The 10,590-nt window shown below is 69.7% G+C and carries 10 protein-coding genes and 1 pseudogene; 2 read left to right on the top strand and 9 right to left on the bottom strand.

All coding sequences use genetic code 11. From position 1 onward, the window contains the following. Positions 1-29: 29 nt before the first annotated feature. The 3 genes from ACFVX4_RS40715 to ACFVX4_RS40705 all read right to left on the bottom strand — a co-directional run bounded on the left by ACFVX4_RS40715 (position 30) and on the right by ACFVX4_RS40705 (position 1,790). Positions 30-308, bottom strand: a complete 279-nt coding sequence (locus ACFVX4_RS40715; RefSeq protein ID WP_389988149.1) for a hypothetical protein — start codon at positions 306-308, stop codon at positions 30-32. Between the two features lie 69 nt (positions 309-377). Then, the gene (locus ACFVX4_RS40710) at positions 378-1,214 is read right to left on the bottom strand and encodes an alpha/beta fold hydrolase (RefSeq protein WP_389988146.1); all 837 of its coding nucleotides are present in this window, start codon (positions 1,212-1,214) and stop codon (positions 378-380) included. 30 nt (positions 1,215-1,244) lie between these two features. Beyond that, the gene (locus ACFVX4_RS40705) at positions 1,245-1,790 is read right to left on the bottom strand and encodes a dihydrofolate reductase family protein (RefSeq protein WP_389988143.1); all 546 of its coding nucleotides are present in this window, start codon (positions 1,788-1,790) and stop codon (positions 1,245-1,247) included. Positions 1,791-1,875: 85 nt separating this feature from the next. Here ACFVX4_RS40705 and ACFVX4_RS40700 point away from each other — a divergent pair, with 85 nt between their 5' ends. Then, the gene (locus tag ACFVX4_RS40700) at positions 1,876-2,850 is read left to right on the top strand and encodes a LysR family transcriptional regulator (protein ID WP_389988140.1); all 975 of its coding nucleotides are present in this window, start codon (positions 1,876-1,878) and stop codon (positions 2,848-2,850) included. A 542-nt stretch (positions 2,851-3,392) separates the two neighbouring features. On the opposite strand, the gene ACFVX4_RS40695 is transcribed toward ACFVX4_RS40700, so the two are convergent. The 5 genes from ACFVX4_RS40695 to ACFVX4_RS40675 all read right to left on the bottom strand — a co-directional run bounded on the left by ACFVX4_RS40695 (position 3,393) and on the right by ACFVX4_RS40675 (position 9,352). Then, positions 3,393-7,124, bottom strand: a complete 3,732-nt coding sequence (locus tag ACFVX4_RS40695) for a CHAT domain-containing protein (protein ID WP_389988137.1) — start codon at positions 7,122-7,124, stop codon at positions 3,393-3,395. Positions 7,125-7,165: 41 nt separating this feature from the next. Next, positions 7,166-7,747, bottom strand: coding sequence for a transposase (locus tag ACFVX4_RS40690; RefSeq protein ID WP_389988134.1), 582 nt, complete (start codon positions 7,745-7,747; stop codon positions 7,166-7,168). Continuing rightward, positions 7,744-8,283, bottom strand: coding sequence for a winged helix-turn-helix domain-containing protein (locus ACFVX4_RS40685; RefSeq protein ID WP_389988131.1), 540 nt, complete (start codon positions 8,281-8,283; stop codon positions 7,744-7,746). The genes ACFVX4_RS40690 and ACFVX4_RS40685 overlap by 4 nt, the downstream gene beginning before the upstream one ends. A gap of 394 nt (positions 8,284-8,677) precedes the next feature. Next, on the bottom strand, positions 8,678-9,061 hold the full coding sequence (locus tag ACFVX4_RS40680) for a hypothetical protein (protein ID WP_389988128.1): 384 nt from the start codon (positions 9,059-9,061) through the stop codon (positions 8,678-8,680). Between the two features lie 165 nt (positions 9,062-9,226). Beyond that, complete coding sequence (locus tag ACFVX4_RS40675; protein ID WP_389988125.1) at positions 9,227-9,352, bottom strand: hypothetical protein; 126 nt, start codon at positions 9,350-9,352, stop codon at positions 9,227-9,229. A 120-nt stretch (positions 9,353-9,472) separates the two neighbouring features. Here ACFVX4_RS40675 and ACFVX4_RS40670 point away from each other — a divergent pair, with 120 nt between their 5' ends. Then, positions 9,473-10,264: an IS5 family transposase gene (locus ACFVX4_RS40670; RefSeq protein ID WP_389988152.1), complete on the top strand. Its 792-nt coding sequence runs from the start codon at positions 9,473-9,475 to the stop codon at positions 10,262-10,264. Positions 10,265-10,295: 31 nt separating this feature from the next. On the opposite strand, the pseudogene ACFVX4_RS40665 reads toward ACFVX4_RS40670, so the two are convergent. Further along, a pseudogene (locus tag ACFVX4_RS40665) lies at positions 10,296-10,590 on the bottom strand (IS5/IS1182 family transposase); the annotation flags it as partial.

Raw genomic sequence — 10,590 nt, 5'->3', positions numbered from 1 at the left:
GAGAACGAGGTCCTGCGCCGCGCGGCGGCCTACCTGTCGCAGGCGAACCTGCCGGGAAAAGGCTCTACCCGCTCGTGAGAGAGCTCGCCGCCGACGAGATCCCTGTCGCGGTTGCGTGCCGGGTCCTGGGGTTGCTCATACCAGTTGGAATCCTCTGGCAGGTCTCTGATCAGCGAGGGAATCCCCGGATCGAACCTCCGAAGGGTGAGCGTCTTCCAGGCGCGTGGTACCTCGTCCCATCTCACCCCGAACTGCTGGGTGACGGAAGCGACGGTGGCTGTCACCCGGACAACGTCGCTCTGGTCCACACACCGAAGACAGGAATCGAACTCTCTGCCCACGGGTACTTCCGCGTAGTTGAACGAAAGGAAGAGCGCTTACGCGAGGATGGCGTGGACGATATCGGCGCTGGTGATGGCTTCGATGGCCAAACCCTGGTGGTCACCGGGGAACTCGATCGGCTTGGCGTCCAGGCGCTCGGCGAGCACGAGGGCGGAGTTGAGGGGAACGCCCGCGGGCGAGGCAGCTCCGATGCCGACGGCAATCCGCACGGGGCCGGCACGCAGCGCGGCAATGTCGGGTTCGAAACGCAGCACAGGCAGCAGCACGTGGTCGAAGAAGTAGTCGAGGTTGCCCTGGATGCGGCCCATCATCTCCAGCGTCTCGGGTGGCATCTGGGAGAAGTCGGGCATCTTCGGCGGAGGGGCGTCGGCATCACCGTCGATGGTGGCTACGAATCTCTGCATCGCCGCCTCAGGCCCCTGGTTCCGGTAGGTGTTGTGCACCTCGTGAAACGTTCTACACCAGTGCGCGGCGTCGGGCAGGAGCTCGGGGATCGGCGGTTCGTGCGCAATCAGGGCGCGAATGTGCTCGGGGTGGCGGGTCGCCAGGTCGAGGCCGGTCAATGCGCCACCGCTGGTGCCGAGCACGTAGGCGGGCTCGTCGCTCAGGGCGGCGATCAGGCGATGCGCATCCTGGCTGAAGGCCGCGACTGTCTGGTCCCCGGCGGGGCCGGTCAAGGGGCTGCGGGACAGACCGCGCTGGTCGTAGGTGACGACGGTGTAGCGGTCGGAAAGACCGTCGGCGAGCCCGGCCAGCGTCCCGGCATCAGCCGGCGCACCCGGGATCATGAGCAGCAGCGGCCCCGTCCCGCGGACTTCGTAGTGCAGCTGTGCTCCGGGGACCTCGAGGATCTTGGTCTCGATGTTGTTCATGAGTGTCTCCGTTCTTTCGAAGTGGGCGGGTCAGGCGGGCTGGTAGGTCAGGTCCAGCACGCCGGTGGAGAAGGTGGCCGAGCGAACGAGGGCGAGGGGCACCTGGCGGTTGCCGTCGGGAAACAGCCTCTGCCCGGCGCCCAGCACGATGGGGTGGACCAGCAGCCGCAGCTCGTCCAGCAGTCCGGCCTCCAGCAGGGCGCGGGTCAGGCCGATGCTGCCGGAGAGGTTGATGTTCCGGCCCGGCTGCTGCTTGAGGTCCTTGACCGCGGCGATGACGTCGCCGTCGATCACGGTGGCGTTGTTCCAGCCGGGCTCCTGCAGGGTGGTGGAGGCGACCAGTTTGCGGATGCCGTTGATCGCATCGGCCATCGGGCCGGTCCGATGTGGCCAGACTCCGGCGAACGCCTCGTAGGTCACCCGTCCCATCACCATCGTGTCGGCCTCGGCGTGCATCTGGCCGACCGCGGCACCCATCTCGTCGTTCATGTACGGGAAGTGCCAGGCTTCCGGCGCTTCCACCACACCGTCCAGCGACACGAACAGTCCGGCCACGACCTTGCGCGCAGCGGTCATCGGAATCTCCTCACCGAAACGGGTAGTCACAGCACCTCTCCCCCTCGGGTTCCTGCCAGTCCCCCGGGGTGAGGTGTGCTCAACGATGGCGCCCGGAGATGAGGGCATCAACGCACGATCACGCTACGATCGTTTAGCTGAACTCAAGGAGGCCGGGGCTGTGTTGGAACGGCATGAGGTCGAGGCGTTCCTTGCGCTGGCCGAGGAATTGCATTTCGGGCGCACCGCCGAGCGGGTAGGAATCACCACCGGGCGGGTGAGCCAGACCATCAAGAAGCTTGAACGCATGATTGGCGCGCCGCTGTTCGAGCGCACCAGCCGCCAGGTACACCTGACGCCGATCGGCAGGCAACTGGCCGACGACCTGACTCCCCTGGTCGCCGGGATGAACGACGCCGTGCGCCGGGCGATCGACGCCGGACGGGGCATCACCGGTGACCTGCGCGTGGGATTTCTCAGCGGCGTCGCCGGGCAACTGCTGCTGAAGTCGATCGCCCTGTTCGCCAAGCGGCATCACGACTGCGAGGTCCACATCCATGAGACGCAGGGGCACGACGCCGTCACCCGTCTAAGGAGCGGCGACATCGACGTCCTGATCACCGACGTCCTCATCGCCGCCCAGCCTGACGTGTTGGCCGGGCCGGTCCTGCTGTCCGAGCCGCGGCTGCTTGCAGTCGCGGCCGGGCACCCGCTGGCCGGCCGTCAGGCGGTATCGATGGAGGAACTGGCCGTCCATCCGGTGATCCTGGTGCCCGCCGACATGCCCGAGGCCTTCCGCACCGACCGGAACCCGACGGTCACGCCGTCGGGCGCGCCGGTTCCCCGTGGCCCCCGCGCCGCCAGCTTCACCGAGACCCTCACTCTGGTCGCCTTCGGTCGTGGGGTCTTCCCGGTCGGCGACAGTGTTGCCCGGCTCTATCCCCGCCCCGATGTCGTCTACCTGCCCTTCACCGACGCCCCACCGGTCCAGTGGGGGCCCATGTGGCTGAAGACCAACACCACCCACCGTGTCCGTGAATTCGTCCAAGCGGCATACGATGCCTGCCATCTCGATCAATAGCACTCCCAGCCTCACCTGCTCAGTGTTCGGGACACTGCGCTGACCAGCCGTGGGCCGACTGCTTCCTGCCCGCGCACGACCGACGCCGACGTCCGCGGAGCCTTCGCCTCCACGGGACGGACCCGACCACGCGCGGCCAACGGCGAACGGTGTCGTAGGAGGCGTTGGCGCGCCGAGAGGCGAGGGTCTGATGGAGCGGTGCGAGGGTGGCCCCTATCGCAAAGGCGCCGAGAGCGTCCGGAATGCCCGTAGTCCGCGTCTCTTGTGTCGGGCGCGGGGTGCGCGGGGTGCGCGGGGTGCGCAGGGTGCGCAGTATGGCGTGAACGAGTCGGCGAGCCAGATGCTGGCTGGGCCGCGGACCAAAGACGCGCGTGCGCACCGGATTCCACAACGATCCCGGGCCCTCTGCGAAGGCGGTCCGGGCCTCCACGACAGTTGTCACCATCGGCCACTGACCTGCGGCTTCGGTGGGCAAGGCACGGTAGTTGTCACCAGGCCGGCCGCGCTGCCTGTCACCGGCAGCGCGGAATGCACAGCTGTTGTCACTGGCTCCAGTGCACCGTCGGCCGCCTCGGAGCTTTCGCCGCCGGATTCCCTTGGTGCGTGAACGCCGCCCAGTGGTGCAGGTGGTGGAGGTCGGGCCGGGCGGCTTGGGCTCGGAGCGGGCCCTCGAGGGTGGGCGGGGGTTCGCGGCGCGGGTCGAGCATCCACAACTGGGCGGCGCGCAACGCGTCGGGCGGGGCCAGGCCCCGGGCAGTGAGGTAGTGGTGGAAGACCGCCATGACCACCGAGGTCGGGCCGTCGCGTACCGCCCAGCGTGATCCCACGACGTCGGCGGCCCCGCCCGTGACCAGTGCGGTGGCGAGGGTCAGTGCCTCGTCGTGGTGGCCCGCGCTCAGGTCGGTCTCGCAGGCGCTGAGGACGACCAGCGGCCCCGCCGTGCCGGGGCCTCGGTCGGTAGAGGCGTCGAGGATGTCCGCCACGGTCAGCCTCCCGGCGTCGGCTCCGGCACCGGGCGGGACCGCGAGCCGGAGTTCCGAGTCGGTGGGCCGGGGCGCGGCGACTGCGTGGCACGACAGGTGGACCATCGCCGCCGGGTTGGTGCCGCCGGGCAACACGGCGAGCAGGTCCTCCGGTGTGCCAGCGGCGTCCCGTTCCCCGTCGGCGGTGAAGAACTCGCCGTAGCGGAGCGCCTCGGTGTAGCAGGTGGCACGCAGCGTCGCCGCCTCCAACTCGGCCCACGGCAGGGTGATTTCCGGATCGGCGACGAGCACCTGCGGTCCGGTGGCGAGGGGCATCCGCCGCCGGGCAGCCGCTGCCAGGAACTGGCCGCCGGAAGGGGCGTAACTGAGGACCGCCTCCTGACAGGCGTACCGATGACCGTGCTCGCCGAGGCCCCGGATGCGCGCGGCGTGCCACGGGACGACGCCGAGCGTGTCGCACGGCACCAGGACGATCCGCGGCGGCCGGGGCAGGGGCCACTGGGCCGCGAGCATCGGTCGTACGACGGCGAGCACCGGCCCCATCACGGCCTGCCAGGCCCAGTCGCACAGCGTGCCCAGTGCTTCCTGCCAGCGCCTCTCGCCGGCGGCGAGTGCGGACGGGGCGAGGTCCGGATCGGTCAGGGCGCGGGAGCGTTCCGCCGCCGCGTCGAGGTACCGGGTGAGCGGTGGGCTGCCGTGGCGGAGCAGTTCCGGCAGGACGATCGCTTCGGGGGCCACACCGGGGCGCAGGATCAGCGCACGGCCCGGGAACGTGCCTTTGGACACCGACGCTCCGGGCACCAGGTACACCAACGCGTCGGTGCCCGTCGCGGTGAGGCCCGCGGACAGTTCGGCCGGGCTGGTGGCGCCGAGGAGCCGCTGGGTACCCGAACCTTCCATGGCTCCCCGGCGTACTCCGAGGGCGGCGAGTGCCTTGCGTCGCAGGCCGCTGGGGATCGGCGGGGTGCCGTCGGGGGCCTGCGGCTCGCGGGCGCCGGAGGCTTCCGCCGTGGTGGAGCGACGCGGGCGCGCGGGCACCTGGGCCCGCCACTGCTCGGCGAGTCCGGGATGGCCTGCGGCGTCGAGCAGCGCCGGGATGCCACGGGTGGCGGCGGCCGACTGCAGCACCAGCGCACGGCCCCGCTCCAGGTCGGCCACCGCTTCTGCGGGCCGGTTGATTCGGAAGGCGATGAACGCAAGCCGTCGCGACAGCGTGGCCCCGTTGAGTGCCGCCGACAGACCGTGGTCGGCGCCGACCTGGAGGAGGACGTCGGCGGCCAGCTCGCCCAGCGCCTCGCGGAAAGCCTCGATACCTGCCCGCTGGTCAGCGGCGCGGTGCGGGCCGCCGCGCGCGGCGCGCATGAGGTGGGCCTCGGCCAGCTTCGTCAGGACGTCCACGCGGTGTGCCTGGCCACGCCCCTCCGCGATCAGCACGCGGGCGCGGGTCATCTCGGTGATGGCCTCGTCCAGCAGTTCCAGCGACGCATCGCCGCGCATCACGTCGAAGAGCATCCGCAGGCCGAGGGCGGCCCGTCGGTCGTACTCCTGCTCGTGGTAGACGTGCGGATCATCGAGGTCGCGGCGGATCTCGGAGAGCGCGCGATCCAGGATGTCCGGTGCGGCCGCCTCGGACCGGGTGGGGTCGAGGACGCCTGCGGGCGTCATCCGGTCCTGTCGGGCGGGTAGCAGAAGTGCGTCCAGTTCGGCCACCCGACTTTCCAGCCTTCCGCGCCATTCGCTGTCCGGGGGCAGGGCCGCGTGCCGGCCGCGCAGTTCGACGCTCAGGCGCGGCAGTTCGCCGTGGTCACCGGTGCGTTGGGCGTAGCTCAGCTCACAACTGGCGGCGGTGAGCGCGAGGTCGAGGGCGAACGGCGCGTCGAGCGGCACCGAGCCGTCACGCTCCAGTGCGGCAAGCAGTTCGCGCAGGGTGGCCAGGGCCACGTCGGCGTCGTGGAAATTTCCTCCGTGCTCGGCGGCCTGCTTCAGGATCTCGACCAGGTCCGCCTGGAGCACCACGGCCCACCAGGAGCCGACGGGGCTCGCACCGATCGCCTCCCTGAGCAGCGCGGCTGCGTCGTCCAGATAGCCGGGGTCGCCGGTCCGGTAGGCCAGCAGCCGGTCCCGCCAGGCCGCCGAACGCCGCTCACGGATGCCGGTGTGGGCGACGAAGTCCCGTATATGACTTTTGAGATACGGAAGGAGTCCGGGATCCACGGTCGTACCGATCGGCCAGTCGGCCAAGCGGTCCGCGCTGTCGCCGTCCGGTTCGGGCGTAGGCCTTTCCACGTCGGTGTAGTCGGCCGGCTCGTCGGTCAGGATCTCCCACGCGATCAGCAGGTAGGCATGCAACCTCGCCACCCGGGCTCGCTGCGGCGTGTCCGGCGGCAACGCGCGCAGGCTCGCCAGCGCCAGGTCGGCGGCCCGGCGGACACCGTCGGCGCCCGCCGCGCGGCCGACGGCTGCCTGACGCAGCAGCCGATCGACCTCCGGGTCGAGCGTCGGGTTGCCGGACTGGGGGCCGGTGTCCGGCACGGAGGGGGAAGCGACGTCCAGCCATACGAGTACGCGGGTGAACCGCGCCGTGCTGTACGACTCGGCCAGGGCCACCAGACCTCGTACGGCTTCCAGGAGTTCACTCTGTGCCGAGTGGCCCGTGCCACGGGCCTTCATCTCTTCGGACCCGGCAGGCCCGGCGGACCCGGCGGCAAGCATCTGCTCGATGTCCTGCCGGTTGCTCTCGGTCTGCCGCCGGAAGGCCTCGTCACAGGGCGCCTCGGCGATGCGGTCGATCACCTCCCTGGCCTCGGTGAGGTCGCAACGCAGCGCCTCCGTGAGGACCTGCCCGTCGGCCACGTCGAGCAGCGCGTTCTGGAGCGCGGTACGGGTGCCGTCGGCCCGGGGCAGGGCCCAGGGCACGAGCAGGAAGAGCAGCATCATGCGGGCCTGCAACGCGAGCTGGTCGGCGAGGGGCCCGTGGCGGTCCACCCAGCGCAGACGCCGTAGCGCTTCCGCCCGCTCGTCGGGGTCGAGCGCCTTGCCGTCGCGCCGCATGTTGCAGCGCACACCGAGCAGGAGTCCCAAGTGCACGAAGACCAGAGAAAAATCCTCCTCGTGCCGGATCAACTCTCTTTCCACGGAGTGGAGTCGATCGATCAAGGAGCCCAGCTGCGCCTCGTCGGACCAACCCTTCCCCTCCGCCAGCCGGACTACGGCACGGATGGCCTCGGTCGCCCGTTCCCGCAATTCCGCCGTACCGCCGCCGTCCGCGCCCCTTCGCACCCCGTCAGTCATCAACTCCCCCTCAAGTGCCGCTCCCGGCGATGCGCCGGCGATCAGTACAGCCCGGGGGCGCCGAGCTGCGGACCGCCGAGTACGGGTCTGTCCGGTCTGTCGAGAGCGAGGCCCGTCCCGGCGAGGAATCCGCCGAGGATGCCGTGCCGGTACTGCAGCGCCTTGAGCCGCCTGCGGAGCAGAGTCTCCAGCTCGTTGAGGGTGCGGGCGGCCAGGTTGGTCAGGCTCCGCTTGATGTGCGCCCACAAGCCCTCGACCGGGTTGAGGTCGGGCGCATACCCGGGCAGCAGGACCACCGTCAGCCAGTCCCGCTCGGCAACGAGTGCCTTCATCGTCTTGGAGATGTGGGTGTTCAGCCGGTCCCACACCACGATCAGCGGGGCCTTGAGCAGTTGGTGGGCGCCATCCAACAGGCGTATGTAGTCCGCCTCGCCCAGCGAGCGACGCTCGCCCTTGCGGCCGGTATGCCGACGCAGCCGGTAGCACAGACGGGCGGGCAGGCCCGGCCGGTAGCACAGCAGACCGGCCGCCGAGAGACGTCCCCGGCCACGGCCGGACACCTTGACCCTCGGGGTGATGCCGCGCCGGCCCCAGGTGCGGCCCTTGGGCGGCCGACCGGTCACGCCCGCTTCGTCCTCGAAGCAGATGAACGCGCCGGTCGCCGCCCGGAGGGCTTTACCTCCTGCCAGGTCGCCTCCCGCCATGCGGTGATCGCGTCCTCGTCGCGTTCGGCGGCGGGCCGGGCGGGCATCTGCACGCTGTAGCCCATGCGGTGCAGCAGCCGAGTGACCCCGGAGACGCTGCAGGAGAGGTGGAACTTCCGCCCGATCAGCGTGCCTACCCGCGCGGCGGTCCACACCTGGTCGTCCGCCCAGCCGTGCGCGGCCGGCCCCTCATCAAGCCACATCGCGAGCTCGGTCTGCAGGTGTGGGCCGAGCCGACAGTCGTAGCCGCAGGGGCCTCTGGAACGCAGCGCCTCGCGTCCGCCCGTCCTCCAGGTGCGGCGCCACTGGTAGACCGACTTCTCACTCACCCGTAATTCCCGGGCGATGCACGGGACTTCCACGCCCTCGTCGAAGAGGTCAACGGCCCGCATCCGTACCTCTTCCCGGCGCCTGCGCTGCTCGGCGGTCAGCCCGCCCCCGTCCGGATACCGCATGCCTCCGGCGTACCAGCCCGGACGGGCCGCGTCACCCCTCCCGACACAAATCCAGACCCCGAAACGCCGAAATCAGTAACACTCCGAGAGCGATGCGATCCGAAAACCGCTCGCCCCCGACCGACTTCACCTGTCCCGGCCTTGGCACACTCAACACAACGAACCGACACCCTCAAAGTCACCGGTATTGGGCCTAGGGGGCGTCGTTTGGATCAGGTCCGCTCAGGGAGCGGGGTCCGGCGCCGTGCATCGCAAGGCAGAGGAGGAAGCAGTGACGCGGAGTCATAGCGATCGACGACAACGCGGCACGGCACCAGGGCACGCGAGCCCGGCATGATCCAAACGAAGGACCCCAAGGGCTGCCCCGCAAGTGGGGTTCCGTAGTCGGCGGGGTTCAGAGGAAGAGCAGCGGGACGTCCTTCTCGATGCAGAGCCGTAGGACGCCCGCGAGCTGGCAGGCGTCCTCGATGTGCTGCTGGAGGAGCGCATCGTTGCCCGCCCGTGTCCACTGGTCGGTGATCGTCTCCAGTCGAAGCAGAATCACCGCGCACTCGGCAGGCGAGAGGTCGTCACCGCCGTCATCCGGGTGATCGAGAAGCGGTTCCAGTGGGGTGGACACCTCGTTCCACGGGCGTCCGCCGCCGAAGCCCCACATCTCGGAGAGGACGAGCCCCTCGGCCTGGGCAAGGCGCCGTCGGAACTCGGCAAAACCGCTGCACGACCAAGGGCCATTGGGGCTGCTGATGTCGCCGTCGCCCGGAAAAAGAACCAGTCCCATGTGCCCTCCCTGCTTGCTGAGCACACAGGATCGAGGAGATGGGGCAACGTCGGCAACTGAGATGATTTCCGCGTGGCTGGTGTGATCACGGCGTCGGAGCCGTCCTGGACAGTCCCGTGATCGACCAGTTCGGCCCGCTCCTCACGCTCCGGCCCCGCGCCGGATCTAGTTGGCGGGGGGCACCGCAATGATTTCCAGGTCGTCGGGGGCGCTGTCCTGACCGGTCGTGTACGGCAGGCCTCGGCGGAAGGTGTGGTCGACGCCGTCGAGTTCGAAGGCTGCGATCCGCATAAGGACTCCTAGCGGAATGAAGCCGGGGAATGACCATGCGTCAGTTTCTGTTCCTTCTACATCGGTACGAGTTGGGGGTGCGAGGCGGCTACTGGGACGGTCAGGCGCAAGCCGTGGGAGATCGAGGACGGGTTGTGGGAGCGGATCGAGCCGCTGCTGCCGGTGGTGGAGCGGCGCTTCCGGTATCCCGGACGCAAGCGGCTTGACCAGCGCAAAGTCATGTGCGGGATCCTGTTCGTGCTGTACACCGGGATCCGTTGGGAGTTCCTGCCGCAGGAACTGGGCTTCGGCTCGGGGATGACCTGCTGGCGGCGGCTGCGGGACTGGAACGAGGCGGGAGTGTGGCAGCAACTGCACGAACTCCTGCTCGCCGAACTGCGCGCCGGCGACGTACTCGACCTGTCCCGCGCCTCCGTCGACGGCTCCCACCTGCGGGCCTTGAAGGGCGGAGACGCCACCGGGCGCTCGCCGGTGGACCGGGGCAAGACAGGCAGCAAGCACCACGTCATCGTCGATACCCACGGCATCCCGCTGGCCGCCACCGTGACCGGCGGCAACCGCAACGACGTCACCCAGCTCCTGCCCCTGATCCACGCCGTGCCACCGATCCGCGGCAAGCGCGGACGACCCCGCCGGCGCCCCGACGTGCTCTACGCCGACCGCGGCTACGACCACGACATCTACCACCGCCAGGCCCGCGAGCTGGGCATTCGTCCGCTCATCGCCCGCCGCGGCACCGAGCACGGCAGCGGCCCGGGCAGGAACCGCTGGGTCGTGGAGGCAGCCTTCGCCCTCCTGCACTGGTTCCGCCGACTGCGCATCCGCTGGGAGATCCGCGCCGACATCCACCAAGCGTTCCTCACCCTCGGCTGCGCGATCATCTGCTGGCGACGCCTCAAAACCTCATTCTGATCTGAGTCCTAGGTCCTGTCTGGAGTCCAGATCATGAATGTGGTGCGAGGCTGCGAAGCCAGAGCATCGCACCACACAGATGCAGTCCGGCCTCGTAGCTTTCCGGAGTCTTGTCGAAGCGGAACGCAATGCCGCGCCAGTTCCGCAGCCGGTTGATGCACCGTTCCACGGTGTTGCGGTCCTTGTACAGCGTTGCGTCGTGCGAGACCGGCCGACCACCGGCGCTGCCGCGCTTCTTGCGGTTCGCGGACTGGTCGGCCTTCTCCGGGATCACCACCTTGATCCCGCGTCGCCGCAGGTAGCGGCGGTTGCGCCGGGACGAGTAC

Source organism: Streptomyces sp. NPDC058240 (genome assembly GCF_042882135.1).
Taxonomy (GTDB): domain Bacteria; phylum Actinomycetota; class Actinomycetes; order Streptomycetales; family Streptomycetaceae; genus Streptomyces.
The sequence above is the reverse complement of the archived record's forward strand: the minus strand, read 5'-3'. Positions and strand labels throughout refer to the sequence as shown.